The organism is Cognatitamlana onchidii (assembly GCF_004804355.1).
GTDB lineage: Bacteria > Bacteroidota > Bacteroidia > Flavobacteriales > Flavobacteriaceae > Cognatitamlana > Cognatitamlana onchidii.
Genome location: NZ_SRWZ01000008.1, coordinates 22,906 through 47,042, shown reverse-complemented (window position 1 = coordinate 47,042; position 24,137 = coordinate 22,906). Strand labels below are relative to the sequence as shown.

The following is a 24,137-nucleotide window of genomic DNA, read 5'->3' as shown; positions in this document are numbered from 1 at the left end:
AAATAATGAATAAAATAATTAACTATACATTCATTATCATTTTTACAGTAGTGTCTTGTAGAAATGAGAAAACTAAATCGGAGGTATCACAGGAAAACAAACCCAAAAATATTTTATTTATCGCGGTTGATGATTTGAGACCTGAATTGAATTTTTACGGGGCAAATCATATTAAATCTCCAAATTTAGATAAACTTGCTGGCGAGAGTTTGGTGTTTAATCGAGCTTACTGTAATGTACCAGTATGTGGTGCTTCCAGAGCAAGTTTAATGACTGGGGCTAGACCAACACGACATAGATTTTTAGATGCGAAAACTCAAAAAGATAAGGATTTTAAAGAGGCTGTATCCTTGCCAATGTTGTTAAAACAAAATGGATACGCTACCATATCAAACGGTAAGATATATCATCATAAGACAGATGATAAAAACGCATGGGATGAAATGTGGCAAGCAGATGCTTTGTGGAGTTATGCCTTACCAGAAAGTCAAGAAATAAGAAGCAAAACAAAGCGAGGCTTACCTTTTGAAGTTGCTGAGGTTCACGACTCCGTGTATAGAGATGGGAAATTGGCTCTAAAAGTTATCAAGGATTTACAAAAATTAAAGGAAAACAAACAACCTTTTTTCTTAACCATGGGGTTAATGAAACCCCATTTGCCATTTACTGCACCAAAAAAGTATTGGGATTTGTATGATAGAGCAAGTATAGAATTACCCGAAAGTTATGTGCAACCGGAGAGCACGCCAAAACAAGCCTTTCATAAATATGGTGAATTGAGGAACTATGAAAATATTCCTAAAAAAGACCATTTACCAGAGGATTTAGCTAAAGAACTTATTCATGGCTACTACGCCTGCGTAAGCTACATAGATGCTCAAATAGGATTAGTTCTGGATGAACTTAGACGTTTAGAATTAGATGATGATACTATCGTTATTTTATGGGGCGATCATGGTTGGAATTTAGGTGATCATAAATTATGGTGTAAGCACGTAACATTTGAAACGGCTTTACGAACGCCATTAGTTATAAAAGTACCAGGCAAAACGAGCGGGCAACATACTGAGGCTATTACCGAATATATAGATATTTATCCAAGTTTAGCTGAACTCATAGGATTAGATATCCCTGAAACAGTTGATGGTAAAAGCTTTGTGCCATTAATTGAAGGACAATCTCAAGAAAAGGATTGGGCAGTATCAAAATTTAAAGATGCTGTTACTTTAATAAAAGGTGATTTATTCTACACAGAATGGATTAAGGATGATGGTATAGCATATGCTAAAATGTTATTCGACCATAAAACCGATCCCTTAGAACTGGATAACCTTGCCGAAAAACCAGAATACCAAGAGCAAGTTCAAGTACTTGCCAAGGCATTGCGTGAAAAATGGGGTAAAAATTTCCTAGATAAATAAGTAACCTAAATGTCAAAATGAAAAAACATAAAGTATTATTACTGTTAGCCTTAAGCATTTCATTAGCTTGTGCCAAAAAAAAAGAAAAGAAGGAAGGGTATACAGAGTCTAGTAACTCGACTTCATCCCAACCAAACATTATTTTCTTCTTAGCAGACGATCAAGATGTATATGATTATGGTTGTTATGGTAACGAGAAGGTGAATACTGCAGGAGTAGACAGATTAGCAAAAGAAGGAATGCTTTTTACGAATGCCTTTACTGCACAGGCCATTTGTGCACCTAGTAGGTCGCAATTATTTACTGGTAAATATCCATTAAAAAATGGCTGTTTTGCGAATCATACAGCAACAAAGCCTGATATTAAAAGTGTAACCGCACAAATGAAAACTTTGGGTTATGAGGTGGTTTTGGCAGGAAAAAGTCACGTAAAACCTTCAGAGGTTTATCAATGGGATAGAGAATGGGAGCCCGTTCCTAAAAAAGGTGTGCCTAGAGATTACATCCCTTTGGATAGTATAGAGCGTTATTTAAAAACTTCGAAAAAACCATTTTGCATGTTTATTACATCTAAATACCCACATGGGAAATATTTTGATGTTGAAAACCCAAATGTTGATGCTATTAAATTCTATCCATATAACGAACAGAAAAAAGGAGATAAAGAATATGTGAAATCTAAGGCAGGTTATTACCGAAGTATTGAAGAAGATAACACGCAAATTGAAAAAGTTTTAGAATTAGTCGATACTTATTTAGATGACAATACCTTGTTTATTTATAGTGCGGACCACGGGGTTTCGGGAAAATTTACGGTTAAAGATATAGGGTTGAAGGTACCTTTTGTAGCGCGTTGGCCTAAAGTAATTAAGCCTGGGACTACTTCAAATCAACTCATTCATTATACCGATGTGTTACCAACCTTTATGGAAATGGCAGGAGGAAAGGCACCTGAAGAGATGGATGGGAACAGTTTTTTACCATTGTTTCAGGGGGAGGATGTTAAGATAAATGACTATGTGTATGGCGTTAGGACCAATCAGAATATTTTATTTTCAGAGGTATTTCCATCGCGTATGATACGCAATCAGCGTTATAAATACATCCGTAATTTTAATTCGAAAGAGGTTGTAGCTAATAATTTAACTGGAAAACCCAATGTAGATTACTTTATAAAACGAGGCGCAGATAAATTCAAAAATGAACCGTTTGAAGAATTATACGATTTGCAAAATGATCCTTTCGAACAATATAACTTAATTAAAAGCCCAGAATTACAATTCATTAAAGAACAATTAAAAAAGGATTTGTTCAGTTGGATGAAATTGCAAGGAGATATTTTAGATGAAACCCATGGTAATATGCCAATCATCACTCCTAAAGGACAAAAAGGATTTAAACTTGACAAAGATACGCCAAGACGACAAATTCCCGATTCCATAAAAGGCACCTTAAAAAAAGGCGATTATATGATCATTGAACATTGGTAAAAGAATAATTATGAATACAAATATGAAATTCTTTCTAAAGTTTATTACCATTAGTATGCTTTTAGTAGCATGTAAAAATGAGACAAAAGAAGAAGTTGTCGATGATGAAAAAAAGCCAATGAACATATTGTTTATTGCCGTTGATGATTTGCGTCCTGAACTTAATTTTTATGGTGCTAGTCACATTCAATCTCCAAATCTTGATAAATTGGTTGAAGAGAGTTTGGTGTTCAATCGTGCATATTGCAATATCCCTGTTTGTGGGGCTTCAAGGGCAAGTTTATTAACAGGCATGCGGCCAACTAGGCATCGCTTCATAAATTATGGTGCAACGGCAGATGCTGATGCTCCCAATGCTGTTTCATTACCAAAGCTTCTAAAACAGAACGGATACATAACACGTTCCAATGGGAAAATATATCATAAGAATAACGATGATAGTTTAGCTTGGGATAATATTTGGTTTCCCAAAGGTAATATTCGCAATTATCAGTTAGAAGAAAACATAATAGCAAATGGTAATGCAAATTTAGCTGTTGCTGGAGCTACTGCTTTCGAAATGGCACAAGTAAATGATACCGCTTATTTTGATGGTAAAATTGCTCAAAGAGGGATTGCGGATTTAAAGATGCTTAAGAATAAAAACAAGCCCTTTTTTCTGGCATTGGGTTTTATGAAACCTCATTTACCATTTAATGCGCCAAAAAAGTATTGGGACTTATACGATAGAGGGAACATTGAATTGCCTGAAAGTTATGTGCAGCCTAAAAGCACTCCGAAACAGGCATTTCATAAATTCGGTGAGTTACGTAATTATGGAAACATTCCTAAGAAGGGAGATATTCCTGATTCATTAGCCAAAGAATTGATTCACGGCTATTACGCTTGTGTAAGTTATGTGGATGCTCAAATAGGTTTGGTGTTAGATGAATTAAAACGTTTAGAGCTTGATGAAGATACCATCGTTATTTTATGGGGCGACCACGGTTGGAATTTAGGTGATCACAAACTTTGGTGTAAGCACGTCACATTTGAAACCGCCCTAAGAACACCATTAATCATAAAAGTTCCGGGTAAAACAAGCGGGCAACAAACCGAGGCCACTACCGAATATATTGATATCTACCCAAGTTTAGCAGAATTAGTGGGCTTGGAGAGTCCTGAAACTGTGGAAGGGCAAAGTTTTGTGCCTATCATAAACGGAGAAACATCACACAAAGATTGGGCAGTATCGAAATTTAAAGATATGGTTACCTTAATTAAAGGCGATTTGTTTTACACAGAATGGGTTAAAGATGATGGAATAGCTTACGCCCGTATGTTATTTGACCATAAGACCGATCCTTTAGAATTGGATAATCTAGCTGAAAAACTAGAATATCAAGACACTGTGAATCAACTTGCTGTGGAGTTAAGAGCTAAATGGGGAAAAGATTTTCTTAATTAACAACATTAATAAACAGTTATGCACGCTATAAAGCTGCCCATACAGGTTGAGAATGAATTAAAAAAGGTGTCTAAAGTTGCAGGCTATTTATGGCAACGCGAATGGGCAGAGCGAAATGCAGGAAATATTTCTATGAATTTGACTTCTTTTTTTTCAAAAGAAGAAGTTTTGGATATTGGAGAAGAAGTCCCATTCAGCTTCCCAGGAGGTATGGGAGGGTTTGTGATTTATATAACAGGAACAGGATGTTATTTAAGAGATCTTGTTGATAAAATTGAAGAGGTTTCTTGTATACTTCGAATTAACGAAAAAGCAAATGCCTATTCTATAATATGGGGAGGAAAACAGCATGGTTTTGCTCCAACCTGTGAATTGATATCACATGCAAGCATTCATCTGTTTAATTCAATTCACCAACCAGAAAACTTAGCAGTGGTTCATACACATCCGCTAGAATTAATATGTTTGAGTCACCATGAATTATTCAACAATGAAGAAGAATTGAATAGACAAGTTTGGATGATGTGTCCAGAGGTTAAGGTATTCGTTCCAAAAGGCATTCATTGTACCCCTTACGCTTTATCAAGTACTTCAGATTTAGCTAAAGTAACTATTGAAGCGTTTAAAAAAAGAAACGTATCTTTATGGGAAAAGCATGGTGCTACAGCAGCCGCACCAGATGTTGAAAAAGCATGGGACTTTTTGGATGTAGCCAATAAAGGGGCTAAGCTTTTAATGATGTGTTGGTCGGCAGGTTTTAAACCTAGTGGGCTTTCCGATGACCAGTTAAAAGAATTGGAACAGTTTATTTAACATGCCAATTTTTATAGGTAGCTTGTTTTTCTTGTTGCTGAATGTTTTTTGATAAGAAAATCGATTCATTGGAATTAGGTTGTTTAACCAAGCAAAACTGAACCTCAATAAAAAGAAATGAACTTTTCTGGATTTATGGGAAGGGAGAAATAGTACTAAGACTTTTTTAATTGAATGGGCTAACAATGAATTATCTTGTAATATTTTTTATCCTATGTAATTACATTAATACTTGTGCTCAAAGCGAACGGCTTAGTTCTGATGTAATTAGTACAAGGAGTCAATGGGATTTAGTTTTTGAAGATGATTGTACATCAGACTGGACAAAACGTTGGACTCTAGATGGACTAATTGCAACAGTAGAAAATTCAAAAGATGGTATGCATTTTAGAGCAGGATCAGAATATAAGAACGATGCACATCATGCTGTTTTGTGGACAAAAGAATCATTTTCAGGAGATATTAAAATAGAATACGATTATACAAAGACTGATAATGAGGTAAGATGCGTTAATATTCTTTATATTCAAGCCACGGGTGATGAAGAAGGTGTCTATCAAAAAGATATTTCGAAATGGAAAAACTTACGCGAAATTCCTGCGATGAAAATTTATTTTGAAAATATGAATGCCTTTCATATCAGTTATTCGGCTTTTGGCAATAAAGGAGATGGTTTGCATTATGTTCGCGCGCGTCGCTACCCAAAACCAGATGATAAGCCCTTCAATAGTATCATAGTTAAACCTTCATATGATATGCAAGGGCTTTTTGAAACGGGGAAAACCTATCATATCACGGCCGTAAAAACTGCAGAAAAATTAAGTTTTAAAATGGAGCATGAAGATCAAGTAGAGTATTTTGAATGGGATATTTCAAATATTGCTCCAATTGAATCTGGTAGAATAGGTTTACGCCAAATGTATACGCGTTCTTCAATTTATAAGAATTTTAAAATTTACAAAAAATGAAAATAAAAATCACTTTTTTGTTTGTAATCCTATTTATAGCTGGTCCAATGCAGGGGCAGGAATTAGAGCGTCCTTTTATTTTCGTAAAATCTAGTGAACGTAATCAAATCCTTGAAAAAATAAATACCCAACCATGGGCTAAACACATTTATGATACGCTAAAACTTACCACGGATGCTGAGGTTAATAAATTTTATAAAGACCCTTCGGTATACATCAAACAATTACCTTTTGACTGGTCTAAAAAACGACAAAACCATTTTCCGCCATTTTTTAAAACAACCCATGTAAGGAATGGAGTTCAAGAAAATTTGGATAATGCAACTGATGAAGATTGGAAACCTGCCGAACTTTTAATTACGCATCTACAAGTGGCATTAGATTGTGGTACCATGTACTACCTAACTCAAGATGAGAAATATGCTTACATGGCAAGTAGTATTTTATATTCATTTTTAAAATCCGTACAACAATTGGAGGTATCTACTTGGAGGGGCAGAGGGGGTTGGTTATTTCCATATGACGGCTTTCGAGAAGTACGTGTTATTGGGTATAGACTACCATTAGTTTATGATTTTATTCATCCTTATCTCAAAAAAGGGGGAAAAGCTTTAGATATTATTAAAAACGAAAAAGTCAATTTTCCTTTTGATGATGCTCAAAATGTGTTTAAAGCTTATGCAAATATTACGGTTAATTATGGGCAAACAGGTTCAAATCACTGTGTTTTAGAAGCACCAAGTTTGGTTTATAATGCCTTGGCTATGGATGATGAACCGGAGCGAGAAAAATGGTTGTCTTATTTTTTTACCGAAAGTACAGACAACCAAGACGCCTTAAATATTATGGTTAAAAATTATAAAAATGAAGGGGATATCTGGCCAGAAACCTCCCAATATTTAAATCACACAACATCCATTTTAGCAAGATTGATGTTGATATTGAATAAATACAATCCGTCTTTAAAATTGGGAAAAAAGTACTCCAATGTATTACATGCGCTACCTCGACTAGATTATTTTGTATATCCGAACAATGAAATTGTGCGTTGGGGGGATGGACACAGGCATGCGCATGTGCCTTATGAAGCTTATGATGATGCATACACCTTGGCTAAGATGGATGGGCTAACCGAAATTCAAAATAAATTTGCACCACTTATTAACAGGGCCATTAGTAAAGGGAAATACAAACGAGAAGGGACTGAGGCTTTATTGTGGTATGATGGTAGTTTTGAAAATGCATCAACAAATGTAGACTTGTCTCAGACTGACAGAGTTTATCACGCTGGTATTGTTTTACAGCGTAATTTAAGTAGTACAGACAATCCAAAGGATGGTTTAATGGGTTTCGTTGGTGGTGCGCACATGGTACATGGACATGCGGAAGGTATGAATATTGAATTATACGGGGAAGGGCAAGTTTTAGGAGTAGATAATGGCCGAAATCGCTATGGTGTGGATCTTCATGAAAACTACTCCCGAATTTTTGCTGCTCACAATACGGTTATCGTAAACGGGAGTTCTCGAGGTGAAGGCGGATGGGTTGATTTAGAAATTAATAAAATTCAATTGATTTCCATGGAACCCGAAGTGGGTAAAACAGGGGTGTCTCCCAATCATTCTTTTAGTTTAACCAGTTTTGAAGATGATAAAGGGGATAAGGCCGAAGCCAAACAAGAACGAACCTTGGCTTTAATCAGAACCTCGCCAACAACGGGCTACTATGTGGACGTGTTTCGTTCAAAATCCAGACTACCAAATCAATACCACGACTACTTATATCATAATATCGGAGATAAGCTCACTTTTGAAAACAAGGATTTAGACTTTCAAGAAACTCCTGATAGGTATATGGCCAATGCAGATGGGCCTTGGAAGCGTAATAAAGTTTATAGGCATCCAGGATGGCATTTCTTCGAAGATGTAAATACTTCAAAATCGTATACGGGTGATGTTAATGCTACATTTCATACAAAAAAATTAGAACAAGGCGCTGTTTTTATGCAGTTATATATTCCAGGTTTTGAAAACAGAACTTATACCAAAGTAAAAGCTCCAACAACTTTCGAGTCTCCTGAGCCCTATGACAGTTTAGCTACACCAACCTTAGTTATTAGAAAAAAAGGCGAAGCATGGAAGAACCCATTCGTAGTGGTTTTTGAACCCTACAATGAAACAGAAACGCCATCAATACAATCAGTTACTAAAATTGAGCAGAGCGGATTATACAAAGGATTAAAAGTTGTGAGTAAAACACCTTCCGAAACTTTAATTCAGTATGTGATTACACAGTCTAAAAATGACATTTTTATTAATGAAGCATTAGGTATTCATTTTGAAGGCACTTTTGCGATAATCACCTTAAATGAAGATGAGACGTTAAAAAGTATTTATATAGGAGAGGGCGAAAAACTATCATATAAAAATGAGGATGTTACCACAAATTCTGTAAAGTCATACTACAAGGACTATAGTAAATAATTCTAAGAACAAACCTTATTTAAAATGAAGCTATTCTTTGTGTTTTTATGGAAGATCTCCATCTGGCGACTTTCTCTTAGTGGATAATCAATTTTCTAATGATGTCGTCGTGTTTAAGATAGAAAAAGGAACAGGAAAACTAACGAAACCAGATAAGGAGATAAAAGTAAAAATACCTTCTAGTATTCAAATGTACACTTAGACAAGTTCTAACTAATAAGCGAAATTTTCATTTTTTTTTGCAGGCTACTGGTAGCCAATATATTCAATTTTGTTTAAGTTGCGTTTAGTATTTTGTTCATACAGCTCGTAAACCAATCCATCTTTCAAACCTACTTTCGGAACTAATATTTGATCGCTACCCATTTCTTTCATCACCTTGAGGTATATTTCGGATGCCGGTATAATTACATCAGCCCTGTCCGGATTCATTTTAAGAATAGACATGCGCTCTTCATAGCTAAATTCCTTTACATAAGCCCGCAATGCTTTAAGCTCGACATACGAAATCGCCATATTCGATGCTTTATTGGCCAATTTGTACATGCGGTTGATATTCCCACCAGTACCTATACCAATTATATTTTTTGATTTGTAAAATGGCGTTGCTCGCAACCAGTCTCTTATGGCATTAAAAACCTCCGCCCTTTCCGTGGAGGAAAGCTGGCGCACCGATCCAATTTTAAAGGATTGATTCGCAACAAGTCGTCCATTTTCTATCAGGTTGAGTTCTGTACTACCTCCCCCTACATCAATGTGAACATACTTATTGTCACTTAAAGTGGGTAAAATAGCTTTGTTTAAAATACTGGCTTCTTTTTTACCCGGTATAATGTCTATTTTTAGGCCTACTGTATTGTTTATGGCCTGTTTAATTTCATTTCCGTTAGCAGCCTCCCGCATAGCTGAGGTGGCTACCGCATAATAACCTTCAACTTCGTAAAGATCGATTAAATGTTTAAAAGTGCTCATTAATTTTATGAACTTCTCCTTGGTAGCAGTAGAAATTTCTCCTTTGGAAAATACGTCATGACCCAAGCGCAAAGGAAACCTTAGCAATTGCAGGTTCTTAAAACTTACCAAATTTTGGTCTTCATATACTCTTACTACTTGAAGCCTTATGGCATTCGATCCAATATCTACTGAAGCTAATTTCATTTGCAATTAAAATTTAATTATTCAAAATAAACGACTTACATGTAAGCGGCTTTTTCAAGGGTTTAATGTTGGAGCTATTTGGAAATTATGAACGAGGGAGCAAACACATACTGCTAAAGCGAATCTCTATCTATAAAATTAAAAGGAACCTTTACCTTGCCCTTAGACTTGTTTAGTATCATTTTCGCTGCAGTTTCACCCATAACCTTAAAATCTGTAGAAATAACTGTTATACCCAGTAATTCCTTTAACGGGGTGTCGTTATAAGAAATAATGCCAATCTCTTCTCCCAGTTTAAATTCATCTTCTCTTACACGCTTTACTAGGTTTACCAAATCGGCTTCTTCTATTGTAATAAATAAATCTCCAGTTTTTAAAATCATTTCGTCGTAAACCTTATCAAGAATTTCAAAATCTAATTTGTACTCTACACAGAATTTTCTAAAACCATGTAAAATTCTTCTCGGATAAGGATATACTGCCTTTTCAGGATAAATTAGTATGACCTTTTTGTAATTCAATATTTTGGAAACCCCTTCTTTTAGAGCGTTATAAATATCATTTTCAAAATCTTGATAAATCTCTGCAAGTGTTTCCCCGATATTCGGTTTGATATTGTCTAAAATAACCAGTTTTTCAGAGGGTATTTGCTTAATGGCTTTCTTTACTTTATCGGTAAAACTAACATGCTTTAAATCTTCGGTTTTGAAATGGGGCATGATTACAAAGTAGTCATAAGCAGATTTGTTTTTATCCAATAAATTTAAAAACAAAGTCTCATCGCAGTGGTAAATACGTAAATCTGTATGAGAATTAGCCCCCACGCTATTGATAAAATGATTATAAGTTCGCAGTTTGTAGGAGCTCAATTTATTTACAAGAAACAAAATATTAACCTTGGAGATTAATTGAGTTCTTGAAATGTAAAATCCTTTTCCACGTATAGAAGTAATGATGTTTCTTTCTTTAAGAATACTATACGCTTTCTCAACCGTATCTCTAGATAAATAAAATTCCTCACTAAACATGTTAATGGAGTGAATTTTTTGATCCATTGTGAGATTGCCAATAGAAATATTGTGAATAATAGAATCAATTATTTGTTGATATTTTGGAACTCTTGAATTTTCATCAATCTTTATAAATTTCATCATTTCCATATCGCATTTCTTTAAGAGAGTAAGCTGTTTCTATCTTGCAAAGATATAGGGATAATATTAAGGAAAAAAAAACAAAAATCATCTAAAAAGAACATAGTTTTTTGAAGTCTTTTTATGCGTTTCAAAACATCTTCTCAAGAAGTACTAAAAGAGTTACTTAGATACGATTTTAATATAAATTTACGGGAGCCTTTCGTTTTGAAAGTTAGGATTGTCTAAGAAATGATTTTAGGTAAAATAGGAATGTATTAATAATGTTTCTTGGGTTAGGTTAAATAAATTTTTCTCATCTCATTTGTTGTAGTTAGGATGCCTCAATTTGTCTATATAGGTGTTTTTTTAAGTATGAACGAAGGTTCTAGATAAATCTGAAAAAAAATGGATAGGAATGCCCAGTTTTAAATAAGTTTTTGTAATTTAAAAATCGCTTCATTTCTGATGTAAAAAAATAGAAAAACCCATGGCTTTATGGGGTTTTAAAGCTATTGCAAAGCTATTTTTTTTTTAAAGCCTTCTTAAACGGTATAGTACAGGATACAAAAGTTTTTTGTCTAATATATTTTTGGGATATTAATATAACAGAAAACATGGAAAACATTACAAAAGAATTTAAATACGTCGACTATTTGTGGGACGAAGAAAAGGCAGCTTCTTTGGGAGATAATCAAGTGGATTTGTTTTTGTACAGATCTAATATTTTAGGTGCAGATTTAAGAATTACCAATTATGGAGGCGGTAATACGAGTTGTAAGACTATCGAAAAGGATCCCTTAACAAATAATGATGTTGAAGTAATGTGGGTTAAAGGATCTGGAGGAGATATTGGTACACTAACACGTTCAGGCATTGCTGGTTTATACACGGAAAGATTACGCAACCTAAAAAATGTTTACAAAGGGCTTCATGATGAGGATCGTATGGTTGGTCTTTTTAACCATTGTATTTATGATTTAGATAGTAAGGCTCCTTCTATTGATACACCCTTACATGGTTTACTGCCATTTGCCCATATAGATCACTTGCACCCAGACGCGCTTATTGCTGTTGCGGCTGCCGAGGATAGTGAAAAAGTTACCAAAGAAATTTGGGGAGATACTATGGGATGGGTACCATGGCAAAAGCCAGGGTTCGATTTAGGGTTGCAGTTAGAGAAATGTTTGGCGGATAACCCCGGTATTAGAGGTATTGTTCTAGGAAGTCATGGATTGTTCACTTGGGGAGATACATCTTACGAGTGTTATATGAATAGTTTGGAAGTTATAGAAATGGCGTCGGACTATATTACAAAAAAAATCCAAGCGGGAGGACCTGTATTTGGAGGCCAAAAAGTAGAAAGCTTACCAAAAGAAGAGCGCATAGAAAAAGCATCCCAGTTAATGCCTTTGTTAAGAGGTTTATGCTCTTCAGAAAACAGAATGATTGGTCATTTTACCGATACAGATGTTGTTATGGAGTATATTAATAGTAATGATTTAGAGAGATTGGCGCCTTTAGGAACATCCTGTCCAGATCACTTTTTAAGAACAAAAATACAACCGCTTGTATTAGATCTAGATAAAAATGAAGATTTGTCGGACGCTGATGCGATTTTAAAGAAATTAGAGCCAGCGTTTGAAGCGTACCGTAAAGAATACGAAGATTATTATAACACTTGTAAAGTAGATAATAGTCCTGCTATACGTGATGCAAACCCTGTAATAATCATTTACCCAGGGGTTGGTATGTTTAGTTTTGCAAAGAATAAGCAAACTACACGTGTTGCTAGTGAGTTTTATATCAATGCAATTAATGTAATGCGTGGTGCTGAGGCTATTACGTCTTACACATCATTACCAAGACAAGAAGCATTTAATATTGAGTACTGGTTGTTGGAAGAAGCTAAGCTTCAGCGTATGCCAAAAGAGTTACCGTTGTCTCGCAAAGTAGCTTTAGTTACTGGAGCAGGTGGTGGAATTGGTAAAGCTATTGCTGATAAATTAGCAGCTCAAGGGGCCAATGTTGTGCTTACAGATATTAACGAAGAAGCATTAATCGAAGCCAATGCAACATATAAGAGAGACATTTCTACATATGCAGTATGTGATGTAACGAGCACAGAATCTATAGCTAGCGCTTACAAAAAAGCTGTTTTAGAATTCGGGGGCGTAGACATTATAGTGCATAGTGCTGGATTAGCAATTTCTAAACCTTTGGAAGATACAACTGACAAAGACTGGAATATTTTACAAAACATTTTAGTAAAAGGACAGTTTGATTTGGCAAAGCAGTTTGCAGCCATAGTGCGTAAGCAAGGTTTAGGCGGTGATTATATTGCAATTGCTAGTAAAAATGGTTTAGTAGCGGGACCAAACAATGTTGCATACGGAACTGCAAAAGCAGCTCAGCAGCATATGGTACGTTTATTAGCTGCCGAATTAGCAAAAGATAAAGTACGAGTAAATACAGTAAACCCAGACGGTGTTATTGTAGGAAGTAAAATATGGGAAGGCGCTTGGGCTGAAGGAAGAGCTAAGGCAAATGGTATTACGGTTGAAGAATTACCCGCGTTTTATGCTAAGAGAAACTTGCTCCATGAAATTATCACTCCAGATGATATCGCTAATGGTGTGTTTTCTCTAGTAGGAATACTGGATAAGTCTACAGGGAATATTATTAATGTAGATGGAGGAATGGCCAATGCTTTTGTGAGATAGTAAAAAAAGTAAAATATAATAATTTGATTAGTTTAGTTTAGTTTGATAAAGAAAACTTCCATTTATGCTTACGTATTTATGGAAGTTTCTTTGCTTTTAAAGGTTAAAAAACATGAATATTCAGAAGGAACAAGTATTAGAGAGTAACAAGAAAAGTTTAAAAAATCACGAGGAGAGTTATGATTTCTTAGCAAATAAGTTAAGTAAACAAGGGCATGACGTTTCCGGAATAATTTCCAAATTATCAGAATTCCAGGTAGCCATTCCTAGTTGGGCTTTAGGTGCTGGAGGAACCCGTTTTGGGCGATTTTCTTTTTATGGTGAACCTTCTAGCTTAGAGCAGAAGATTGAGGATATTGGTGTCCTTCACAGTTTAACTCAAACAGCAGGAGCGGTTTCATTACATATTCCTTGGGATATTCCTTCAGATTATAATGCTATCAAAGAAAAAGCAGATGCCTTAGGTATTAAGTTTGATGCCGTAAACTCAAATACGTTTCAGGACCAACAAGGTGCTGAAGAGTCATATAAATATGGATCTTTAAGCAACACAAGTAAAGCAGTTAGAGAACAAGCGATTCAACATAATTTAGATGTTATAAAGATTGGTGATAAACTTGGTTCAAAAGCTTTAACTGTTTGGCTTGCAGATGGTTCTTGTTTTCCTGGACAGAATAATTTTCAAACCGCATTTCAAAACACGCAAGATAGTTTAATAGATATTTACAAAGGTTTACCAGATGACTGGAAAATGTTAGTGGAGTATAAGCCATATGAACCAAACTTTTATAGTACAGTAATTCAAGATTGGGGTGCTTCTTTAATGTTGGCAAATGGCTGTGGAGACAAAGCTTACACCTTAGTAGATTTAGGACATCACTTGCCAAATTCTAATATCGAGCAAATTGTTTCAATTTTACAGTTGAAAGGAAAGCTTGGTGGTTTCCATTTTAATGATAGTAAATATGGGGATGACGATTTAACAGTTGGAAGTATTAAGCCGTATGCATTATTTTTAATATTTAATGAGTTGGTTTATGGTATGCAAAACAATCCACAAAACCCAGATTTAGCTTGGATGATTGATGCTAGTCATAATGTTAAAGATCCGTTAGAAGATTTAATTCAATCTCTAGAAGCTATTCAAGAAGCTTATGCTAAAGCTTTATTAATAGATCAAAATGCACTTAAAGCTGCTCAACTAGATAATGACGTTGTGAAATGTCAAGAAATTTTACAAGGGGCGTATAGAACAGATGTTAGGCCATTGTTGGAAAAAGCACGCTTAAGCACTGGAGGGGCATTAAGTCCAATTCAGGCATACCGTTCATTAGATATTAGAAATAGTCTAATCTCAGAAAGAGGTAAAAATACAGTAGCAACTGGTTTATAACCATAAAAGATGAAACAAAAAGTAACAGCAGTTTTTGATATAGGAAAGACGAATAAAAAATTCTTTCTTTTTGACAAAGACTTTAAAGAAGTTCACAAGGAATATACGTCTTTTGATGAAATTGAAGATGAAGATGGACATCCTACTGAGAACCTTCCAGCTCTAAAAAAGTGGTTGAAGGAGGTCTTTGACCGCATTTTAGAAAAAAAAGAGTTTGATGTTAAGGCCATCAATTTTTCAACCTATGGCGCCAGTTTTGTTCATGTAGATGAAAACGGTGAACCCTTAACACCACTTTATAATTACACTAAGCCACTAGATGAGTCCATAATAAACTCGTTTTTCGAGGATTATGGGCCGAGAGAAGATTTTCTTAAAACTACTGGTTGTGCCGATTTAAGTATGCTTAATTCAGGCTTGCAATTGTACTGGCTTAAGAAATCAAAACCAGAGGTTTATAGCAAGATAAAGTACTCTATGCATTTACCTCAGTATTTAAGCTATGTCTTTACTGGTATTCCATTAAGCGAATACACGAGTATAGGTTGTCATACAGCGCTCTGGGATTATAGCAAAAAAGACTATCATTCTTGGGTGTATAAGGAAGGAATAAACAAGATACTACCACCTATAGTATCTACCGAAACCAGTATTAATATGAATTATAACGGTAATCGTATTAAAATTGGTGTAGGTATACATGACAGTTCTGCAGCCTTATTACCTTATGCACGTAGTGTAAAGAAAAAGTTTGTGCTGGTATCTACAGGAACTTGGAGTATATCTTTTAATCCGTTCACTGAAAATCCAATCTCTACAGATACAGATGATAAAGATGCCATTAATTATATGAGAATTAATGGTAGACCAGTTAAAGCTGCAAGATTATTTTTGGGTAATGAATACAAAATTCAGGTGGAAAAACTTAATGCTAAGTTTGGCGTTGATGATGACTATCATAGAAATGTGAAGTTTGATTACGATATTTATTCTGAGTTGACTAAAAATTTTAAGAAGTCATTTAAATGGGAAAGTTTAGAAGATAAAACCATGCCCAGTGAAACTACTATAGTATTCAACAATTATGAGCACGCTTATCATCAATTGATGCTAGAGTTAGTTCAGTTACAAATTGACTGTATAAATAGAGCCATTGGAAATGATACTATTTCAAGATTGTACGTTGATGGTGGATTTAGTGATAATGATCTTTATATTAAGCTTCTATCTCATGAATTTAGAGACAAAAAGTTGAGAACAACAAATGCATCGTTAGGGTCGGCATTGGGAGCTGCAATTTCTATCTCAGATACCAAACTTAACTCTAAGTTTTTGAAAAAAAATTACGCATTAAAGAAACACGTACCGTTCATTATTAACGGTTAAATAAAATAAGAATTATTAAAACCCCAAAAGAAGTTAATTTTGTACTAACTTCAAAAACATTGTATTATGTCAAAAAATATTAAATTAATCCATCCAAGAGACCAAATCACTGAAGTTATTGACAGAATTTATAAAAGAGGAATGACAACAACCTCTGGAGGAAATATTTCGATTATCGACGATAAGGGAGATATTTGGGTAACACCTTCTGCAATCGATAAAGGATCTTTAAGAGCATCAGATATTATATGTGTAAAGAAAGATGGAACAATAATAGGAAAACATAAGCCGTCTTCTGAGTTTCCATTTCATAAAGCTATTTATGAGGCTAGACCTGATATTAAATCCGTTATTCACGCCCATCCGCCTGCGCTTGTTTCTTTTAGTATCGTTCGCCAAATTCCGAACACTAATATCATTTCACAAGCTAAACATATTTGTGGGCCTATCGGTTATGCAAAGTACAGGTTACCAGGTAGTGAAGATTTAGGAGAGGTAATTGCTGATGAATTCAAAAAAGGATTTAAGGCGATTATCATGGAAAACCATGGTACGGTTTTAGGAGGAAGCGATTTAACCGATGCTTTCGAGAGGTTTGAAGCCTTAGAGTTTTGTGCGAGTACTATTTTGTATGGTTCGCAAATCGGGACCCCTAAATATTTGTCTGATTCACAGATTGATGAGTTTGAAGCACAAGCCACTGGAGTTTTACCGGAATTAACAGAGGTAGAGTATCCTTCAGATGAGGTTGAAAAGCGTTTAGAGATTTGCAAAATCGTTCAACGTTCATGCCAGCAAGGACTTATGATTAGCTCTTATGGAACGGTATCTATGCGTTGGAAGGATAATGACTTTTTAATAACACCAACGGGAATAAATCGTTGGGATATTGATGTTGATGATATCGTTCAAATAAAGGACGGAAAAAGAGAAACTGGAAAAGTTCCTAGTAGAGCTACTTGGATTCATCAAGAGATTTATAACCGTAATCCTGATGTCAATTCAATTATTATGACACAATCTCCGTATTTAATGGCATTTGGTGTTACTGGAGAATACTTGAATGTAAGAACAATTCCAGAAAGTTGGATTTTCTTGCAAGACATTAGTGCAGTAAAGTACGGTGATCATTTTAGAAAAAACAATAATTCTCAGATGGTTGATAACTGTGCTACGGCTTTAATAATTGAAAATGATTCAGTTATTATTACTGGAGATAAATTGCTTCAAACTTTTGATTATTTAGAAGTAGCTGAGTTTAGTGCAAAATCAATTGTTTTAGGTAACTCCTTAGGAGACATGGTACCTATTAACGATGAAGAAGTAGAAGATTTAAGAAAGAAGTTTTTAAGTTAAATAGCAATTAATATGGCGTATGATACGCGTTACCCTTCAATAGACGATTTAAGAGCAAGAGCTCAAAAGAAAATACCAAAGTTTGCTTTTGAGTATTTAGATGGCGGGTGTAACGAAGATGTTAATTTAATTAGAAACACAGCTGAACTCAGAGAAGTTCAGTTAAAGCCTAATTATTTAAGAACCCACAAAGGATCGTCATTAAAGACAAAACTCTTTGGAGTAGAATATGATGCGCCTTTTGGCATAGCACCTGTTGGTTTGCAAGGGTTAATGTGGCCTAATTCGCCGGAGATTTTGGCAAAAGCCGCATTTGAACATAACATTCCTTTTATTCTAAGTACGGTTACAACGACTAGTATAGAGCGGGCTAGTGAACTTACTGAAGGTAAAGCGTGGTTTCAACTGTATCATCCTGCAAAAGATACACTACGAGATGATATTTTGAAGCGAGCGGAAGCAGCGGAGTGTCCCGTTTTAGTTATTCTATGTGATGTCCCTACATTTGGCTTTAGACCTAGAGATATTAGGAACGGTTTGGCTATGCCGCCAAAAATGAATATATCTAATATTTTGCAGGCATTTGGAAGACCACATTGGAGTATGCAAACTTTAAAGCATGGTATTCCTAATTTTGCAAATTTATTGCCTTACATGCCTAAAAATTTAGATTTAAAGCAGTTAGGTAAGTTTATGGATGAAACATTTTCAGGGAGGTTAAATGAAGAAAAGATTAAGCCTATTAGAGATATGTGGAAAGGAAAGCTTGTCTTAAAAGGCGTGGCCTCGGAGTACGATACAGAGCAAGCCATAAAATTAGGGTTAGACGGTATTATTGTTTCAAATCATGGAGGACGCCAATTAGATGCAGGCGAGTCTACCATAAAACCATTATCTACCATTGCTGAGAAGTATGGCGATCAAATTGAAGTCATGATGGATAGTGGTATTCGATCTGGACCAGATGTTGCACGGGCCATGGCTAGTGGTGCTAAATTTACATTTATGGGACGCTCATTTATGTACGGCGTATCGGCTCTTGGAAATAAGGGAGGTGACCATACCATTTCACTACTTAAAACAGAATTACAACAAGTGATGGAACAGTTGTGCTGTGAAAATACTACAGATTTTTCAGATCACTTAATTAAATAAGTCACTATTATCAGTTAATTAAAAATAATATCAACAACCAGTGTTTGGAGCATATATTTATTGATATTGAGAAATGAATTTATCGACAACGCACTAACTTAAATTTTAACTACATGAAACATTACAAACAATACATTAACGGACAATTTGTAGATTCGAAGGCTACATCGGTTATCGAGATCTTAAATCCTTGTACGGAAGAAGTTATCAGTACAATTAGTACTGGTACAGTAGAGGATGCAAATAATGCCCTTGAATCTGCTCAAGCCGCTCAACCAGCATGGGAAGCATTACCTGCAATTCAACGCGCAGCTTATTTACATAAAATGGCTGACGTAATTAGAGAAAATCGCGTATTTCTAGCAGAAACGCTATCTAAGGAGCAGGCAAAAGTAATTGGTTTAGCACAAGTTGAAATTGATGTAACAGCCGATTATTTTGATTATAATGCAGGTTGGGCACGTAGAATTGAAGGCGAGATTATTCAAAGTGATAGAGAAAAAGAACATATTTATTTACACAAAGTTCCAATTGGGGTTGCTGTAGGTATTTGTCCTTGGAATTTTCCATTTTTTGTAATGGCTCGTAAGGTTGCTGCCTCATTAATTACGGGTAATACTTGTGTAATAAAACCTAGTTCTGAAGCGCCTAATACCATTATGGAGTTTGCAGATTTTATTCAAAAAATAAACTTGCCTGCAGGGGTGTTAAACTTTGTATGTGGAGCTGGTAGAACAGTTGGTAACGCATTGTCTAGTAGCCCTATTACTGGTATTATTAGTTTAACTGGTAGTGTTGGTGCAGGACAAAAAGTAATAACTGCTGCTGCGGAGAATATCACAAAAGTGTCATTAGAATTAGGAGGGAAGGCACCTGCCATTGTTTGTGCAGATGCTAATATGGATTTGGCTATTAATTCCGTAGTATCTTCTAAAGTTATCTTTAGCGGACAGGTTTGTAACTGTGCCGAACGTGTTTACGTTGAGGATAGCATCTATGATGAGTTTGTAGATAAGTTGACTAAGAAAATGAGTGAAGTCACTATTGAAGAGGCTATTACAGGAGTTAACGCCGACATGAGTAGTTTGGTGTCTAAAGATCAACTGGATAAAATTACAGAAATGGTTGAGTTTGCCAAGAAAGAAGGAGCAGAAGTGCTTGTTGGAGGTGGTCAGCCATCTAAATTTGACAGAGGCTACTTTTATGAACCGACCGTAATAACGGGTTGTAGTCAGGACAGTCAAATTATTCAAGAAGAAGTTTTTGGTCCAGTATTACCAGTAATGAAGTTTAATACTTTAGATGAAGCGATTGCCATGTCTAATGACACAGAGTTTGGTTTAACGTCATCTATATTTTCAGAAAACTTCAATAATATAATGAAGGCAACAAATGGGTTACATTTTGGTGAAACTTATGTGAACAGAGAACATTTTGAAGCTATTCAAGGTTTCCACGCTGGTTGGAAAAAGTCTGGTGTAGGAGGCGCAGATGGTAAATATGGTATGGAAGAATATTTACATACTAAAGTGGTTTACGCGAAGTATTACTAAGAAAACTACGTACCAAAATAAAAAAAACTCAGTTAAATTGTTAACTGAGTTTTTTTTGTCTTTTAGTTAGCGCTGTTTCTTAATTTTGATTCGAAAATTTAAGCATCCAATCAACACATTCAACATGGCTAAATAGCATTTTATTTCCTTGTGAATGATTGGCACCGGGAAAAGCAACATATCTTACATTTTTATTACCAGCGGCTTTTAAGAGGGATGTCATTTTTTCTGCTGAAGCTACGTTTTTTCCATCTTCTCCACCTACCATACCAAATACAGGAAAATTAACAAGTTTATCAAAATTATCATCTTCTGAAACACCACTAAACCCTCCTAAACCCGCAGCTGCAAAACGCTCTGGAGATTGCTGTATCCACTCCCAGCCACCTCGACCTCCCATACTGTGTCCCACCACGTAAATACGACTTTGGTCTATTTGATTATAGGTTTTAAGTATATAGTCTAGCATGATATTAAGTGTTTTAGGGTCCCATTTTTCAAAAGAATTGGGTTCCAACAGAATTAAATCTTTACCAGCTAATTCAGCTAGAGATAGTCCCTTTACTTCCGAAGAACGCTTAAGCTGTTCTTCAATGCTCCATGTTTTTCCGCCACCTCCGTGCAATGTTATAAGAAGTGGAAGTTTACCCTCCGTTTTCTTCTTAGGAAAAGCCATAAAAGCGATCTCTTTTAAGTTCCCCAATTTGGGCTGTAAGTCTTCAGGCCATTCTAAAAGACTAACTTCCATGTTTTTAAAAGCCTTGTTAATATCATTAAGTGTGTTTTCAATATTGGGTTTTAGCTGAAAACTGCTAAGTACAAGAAGTGTAAATATGCTGAAAGCTAGCTTTTTCATTATTTTAGGATTTAAACAATTATTGTCAGTATTCTTGATAATTTCTGTAGCACGTATTTGTGCTATTCCGTATATGGAGACAAGTTTTAAACCAAAATAACGGTTAAACTCATAGCGCCATGGGCTCCAACTACAAGGCATTGTTCAATATCGGCAGTTTTTGACGGACCAGAAATAAACACCCCAAAGTTTCTATCTCTACTTTCTATTTTATCGTAAGCTTCCAACATATGCAAACAGATGTTATTTTTGTCTAGAATGATTACCAAATCGTTTGTAATAAATGGCAGGGCTTTTACAACACTGTTATCTGCGGCTACCCAAATAGCGCCATTTTCAGAAACACCAAGTTCAGCTTCTAAAATAGCCAAATCAATATGTTCAAGACTATGAGGGTCGGTACTGCTATCTACCATTACGGTTCCTAATTTCGATTTCTTTGTAACAGAAACGATATGTTCTTTGTCTGGGTATTTAGATTTTATTTCTTCGTCAATAGAATTTTTTTCTATTTCAACAACCTGACCCCCAACTAGAGCGATATTGTTTTTAAAAGTGTCTTTCAAATCAATAACTTCGTGAAATGCTTCCCTGTTAATTTCTGGTAAGGGAAGTAGCTCAGGCTTATTTTTTTTTATTGAATTTAATATAGCTTCTCTACCCATTTTTCTTTCTTTTTTTATACCAATCATCAAAATTGTCGTTTTTTACCTCGGGTAAATCCCTAGCTTTTCCCCAAGCGTTTAGCTTGTTATATATCATGGCTTTAGGGGCGTATTTCAGCATAAATCTGGCCGATTTACCTGCCATATTGTAAAGCCCTGGTTTTGATAAAACGACACCAGCAGTTTTAAGAATGGTCTTTTTAATAACCGGTTGTTTTTCTTCTTTTACTATAACTTGACGCCATTTATACAATTGCTCATGTATGTTAATTTTAACAGGACACACATTAGAACACGATCCGCACAGTGTCGAGGCAAATGGTAAAGAACTATGCTTTTTTAAATCTTTACCAGGAGAAAGGATAGAGCCAATAGGACCAGGAATGGTATAATCATAGCTATGGCCTCCACTTCTTCTATAAATAGGGCAAGTGTTCATACAAGCACCGCATCTAATGCAGTGTAGTGAGGCTCTAAAATCTTCTCTACTTAATTGCTCGGTTCGGCCATTGTCAACTATTACAATATGCATTTCCTTACCTTCACTAGCTTTGTTAAAGTGTGAAGAATATGTTGTTATGGGTTGTCCCGTGGCACTTCTTGCTAGAAGTCTTAAAAAAACGCCTAAGTGTTTTTCCTTTGGGATAATTTTTTCAATCCCCATACATGCGATATGCACTTTTGATAGGTGTACGCCCATATCGGCATTTCCTTCATTAGTACACACTACAACACCTCCTGTATCTGCTACGGCAAAATTTACCCCTGTAATGGCAGCATCAGCTTTTAAAAATTTATCTCTTAAGTGTTTTCTGGCCTCAGCAACTAGGTACTCAGGGTTACCACCACTTGGTTTGGTACCTAAGTGTTCCTGAAAAAGCTCGTCTACATCTTCTTTTGTTTTATGAATAGCCGGCAGTACAATATGACTTGGTGGTTCTTCTGCTAGTTGCACGATGCGCTCACCCAAATCGGTATCAACGACTTCAATGCCTTTAGATTCCAAAAAAGGATTTAAATGGCATTCTTCTGTAAGCATGGACTTGCTTTTTACAACCTTTTTTGCATGGTGCTTGTCTAATATACTATTGATTATATTGTTGTGTTCTTCTGCATTAGAAGCCCAATGCACTTGAACACCATTCTTTTTAGCGTTATTTTCAAACTGAACCAAGTACTCGTCTAAATTAGATAATACGTTGGCTTTAATACTCGATCCTAGCTGTCTTAAATACTCCCAACCTTGAACATTATGAGCCGATTTATCGCGTTTTTCTCTTACATACCATAGGGCCTTATCATGCCAATTGACTTTAGCTTCGTCCTTATTGAATTCTGCTGCTTTTGATGCGTGACTCATAATTATAAACTGCTATTTAGTATTTCGGCAATATGCATTACCTTTAATGGTTGCTTGTTTCTATTTACTATACCTTCTAGGTGCATTAGGCACGAATGATCTGCCCCGGTAAGTACTTCTACATCGCTATTTAAGTGATCTTGAACTCTATCTTTTCCCATTTTAGAAGAAATGGCTTCTTCAAAAACAGCGAAGGTTCCACCAAAGCCACAACATTCATCTTTTCTATTGAGGGACATGAGCTCTAATCCTTTTACTTCATTCAATAAGTCTTCTTCCGTTGAATAATGGTCTCCTTTTAATTCTGAACAAGAACCTAACTTTAATCCACGAAGACCATGACAGCTTTTATGCAAACCTACTTTGTATGGAAAGGAAGCTCCTAAATCTGTCTTTCCAAGAATTTTTACTATAAATTCACATAGTTCATAGGCGTTTTCTCGAACCCTAACAACCTCTGGTGTTTGTTCTAATATATCGAAATGATGTTTTACATGATAAATACAGCTTCCTGATGGACCTACTATATAATCATACGCTTTAAAGTTTTCAACAAAAAGATTACATATACCTTTAGAATCTTCCTCATATCCAGAATTTCCTAAGGGCTGCCCACAACATGTCTGACCTTGCGGATAGTAAACATCAACACCCAATTTTTCTAATAATTCTAAAGTAGCAATACCTACTTGCGGGTACAACTGATTGATATAACAAGGTATAAATAAGCCAACTTTTATTTTACGATCTTTCATTTAAAAAATTTCTAAACTCGAAGAA

The 24,137-nt window shown here is 35.4% G+C and carries 19 protein-coding genes; 13 read left to right on the top strand and 6 right to left on the bottom strand.

Annotated elements, in window-relative coordinates; all coding sequences use genetic code 11:
• The first annotated feature begins 5 nt into the window (after nucleotides 1–5).
• From E5D58_RS14160 to E5D58_RS15245, 7 genes are all read left to right on the top strand, one after another.
• The gene (locus E5D58_RS14160) at nucleotides 6–1,421 is read left to right on the top strand and encodes a sulfatase (RefSeq protein WP_136482899.1); all 1,416 of its coding nucleotides are present in this window, start codon (nucleotides 6–8) and stop codon (nucleotides 1,419–1,421) included.
• Between the two features lie 17 nt (nucleotides 1,422–1,438).
• Nucleotides 1,439–2,911, top strand: a complete 1,473-nt coding sequence (locus tag E5D58_RS14155) for a sulfatase family protein (RefSeq protein WP_136482897.1) — start codon at nucleotides 1,439–1,441, stop codon at nucleotides 2,909–2,911.
• Nucleotides 2,912–2,921: 10 nt separating this feature from the next.
• Entirely contained in the window at nucleotides 2,922–4,358 is a 1,437-nt protein-coding gene (locus E5D58_RS14150; RefSeq protein WP_235835928.1) for a sulfatase, read from the top strand.
• 18 nt (nucleotides 4,359–4,376) lie between these two features.
• Nucleotides 4,377–5,171 (top strand): rhamnulose-1-phosphate aldolase, encoded by a 795-nt coding sequence (gene rhaD, locus E5D58_RS14145; RefSeq protein ID WP_136482895.1) that lies wholly within the window; start codon nucleotides 4,377–4,379, stop codon nucleotides 5,169–5,171.
• A gap of 185 nt (nucleotides 5,172–5,356) precedes the next feature.
• Complete coding sequence (locus E5D58_RS14140) at nucleotides 5,357–6,139, top strand: DUF1961 family protein (RefSeq protein ID WP_136482893.1); 783 nt, start codon at nucleotides 5,357–5,359, stop codon at nucleotides 6,137–6,139.
• Entirely contained in the window at nucleotides 6,136–8,622 is a 2,487-nt protein-coding gene (locus E5D58_RS14135) for a heparinase II/III domain-containing protein (protein WP_136482891.1), read from the top strand. Before E5D58_RS14140 ends, E5D58_RS14135 begins: the two co-directional genes overlap by 4 nt.
• Before the next feature lie 37 nt (nucleotides 8,623–8,659).
• Nucleotides 8,660–8,824 (top strand): beta-propeller fold lactonase family protein, encoded by a 165-nt coding sequence (locus E5D58_RS15245; RefSeq protein WP_136482889.1) that lies wholly within the window; start codon nucleotides 8,660–8,662, stop codon nucleotides 8,822–8,824.
• 44 nt (nucleotides 8,825–8,868) lie between these two features.
• On the opposite strand, the gene E5D58_RS14125 is transcribed toward E5D58_RS15245, so the two are convergent.
• Nucleotides 8,869–9,780, bottom strand: coding sequence for a Ppx/GppA phosphatase family protein (locus tag E5D58_RS14125; protein WP_136482887.1), 912 nt, complete (start codon nucleotides 9,778–9,780; stop codon nucleotides 8,869–8,871).
• Between the two features lie 113 nt (nucleotides 9,781–9,893).
• A complete protein-coding gene (locus E5D58_RS14120) occupies nucleotides 9,894–10,934 on the bottom strand; it encodes a GntR family transcriptional regulator (protein WP_136482885.1) in 1,041 nt (346 codons plus the stop codon).
• Nucleotides 10,935–11,527: 593 nt separating this feature from the next.
• On the opposite strand from E5D58_RS14120, the gene E5D58_RS14115 reads away from it, so the two are divergent.
• From E5D58_RS14115 to aldA, 6 genes are all read left to right on the top strand, one after another.
• Nucleotides 11,528–13,633, top strand: coding sequence for a bifunctional aldolase/short-chain dehydrogenase (locus tag E5D58_RS14115; RefSeq protein WP_205660326.1), 2,106 nt, complete (start codon nucleotides 11,528–11,530; stop codon nucleotides 13,631–13,633).
• Between the two features lie 112 nt (nucleotides 13,634–13,745).
• Nucleotides 13,746–15,026: a sugar isomerase gene (locus E5D58_RS14110; RefSeq protein ID WP_136482883.1), complete on the top strand. Its 1,281-nt coding sequence runs from the start codon at nucleotides 13,746–13,748 to the stop codon at nucleotides 15,024–15,026.
• 9 nt (nucleotides 15,027–15,035) lie between these two features.
• Nucleotides 15,036–16,412 (top strand): FGGY-family carbohydrate kinase, encoded by a 1,377-nt coding sequence (locus E5D58_RS14105; protein ID WP_136482881.1) that lies wholly within the window; start codon nucleotides 15,036–15,038, stop codon nucleotides 16,410–16,412.
• 66 nt (nucleotides 16,413–16,478) lie between these two features.
• Nucleotides 16,479–17,768 carry a class II aldolase/adducin family protein gene (locus E5D58_RS14100; protein WP_136482879.1) on the top strand — a complete coding sequence of 430 codons (1,290 nt, stop codon included), beginning with the start codon at nucleotides 16,479–16,481 and terminating at the stop codon, nucleotides 17,766–17,768.
• Between the two features lie 12 nt (nucleotides 17,769–17,780).
• Nucleotides 17,781–18,923 carry an alpha-hydroxy acid oxidase gene (locus tag E5D58_RS14095; RefSeq protein WP_136482877.1) on the top strand — a complete coding sequence of 381 codons (1,143 nt, stop codon included), beginning with the start codon at nucleotides 17,781–17,783 and terminating at the stop codon, nucleotides 18,921–18,923.
• 113 nt (nucleotides 18,924–19,036) lie between these two features.
• The gene (gene aldA, locus E5D58_RS14090) at nucleotides 19,037–20,476 is read left to right on the top strand and encodes an aldehyde dehydrogenase (protein WP_136482875.1); all 1,440 of its coding nucleotides are present in this window, start codon (nucleotides 19,037–19,039) and stop codon (nucleotides 20,474–20,476) included.
• 79 nt (nucleotides 20,477–20,555) lie between these two features.
• On the opposite strand, the gene E5D58_RS14085 is transcribed toward aldA, so the two are convergent.
• The 4 genes from E5D58_RS14085 to E5D58_RS14070 form a co-directional block, all read right to left on the bottom strand.
• Nucleotides 20,556–21,332 (bottom strand): carboxylesterase family protein, encoded by a 777-nt coding sequence (locus tag E5D58_RS14085; RefSeq protein ID WP_168796699.1) that lies wholly within the window; start codon nucleotides 21,330–21,332, stop codon nucleotides 20,556–20,558.
• A gap of 86 nt (nucleotides 21,333–21,418) precedes the next feature.
• Nucleotides 21,419–22,024 (bottom strand): LutC/YkgG family protein, encoded by a 606-nt coding sequence (locus tag E5D58_RS14080; protein ID WP_136482871.1) that lies wholly within the window; start codon nucleotides 22,022–22,024, stop codon nucleotides 21,419–21,421.
• On the bottom strand, nucleotides 21,990–23,357 hold the full coding sequence (locus tag E5D58_RS14075) for a LutB/LldF family L-lactate oxidation iron-sulfur protein (protein WP_136482869.1): 1,368 nt from the start codon (nucleotides 23,355–23,357) through the stop codon (nucleotides 21,990–21,992). The genes E5D58_RS14080 and E5D58_RS14075 overlap by 35 nt, the downstream gene beginning before the upstream one ends.
• 2 nt (nucleotides 23,358–23,359) lie before the next feature.
• A complete protein-coding gene (locus E5D58_RS14070; protein WP_136482867.1) occupies nucleotides 23,360–24,112 on the bottom strand; it encodes a (Fe-S)-binding protein in 753 nt (250 codons plus the stop codon).
• Nucleotides 24,113–24,137 lie beyond the last annotated feature (25 nt).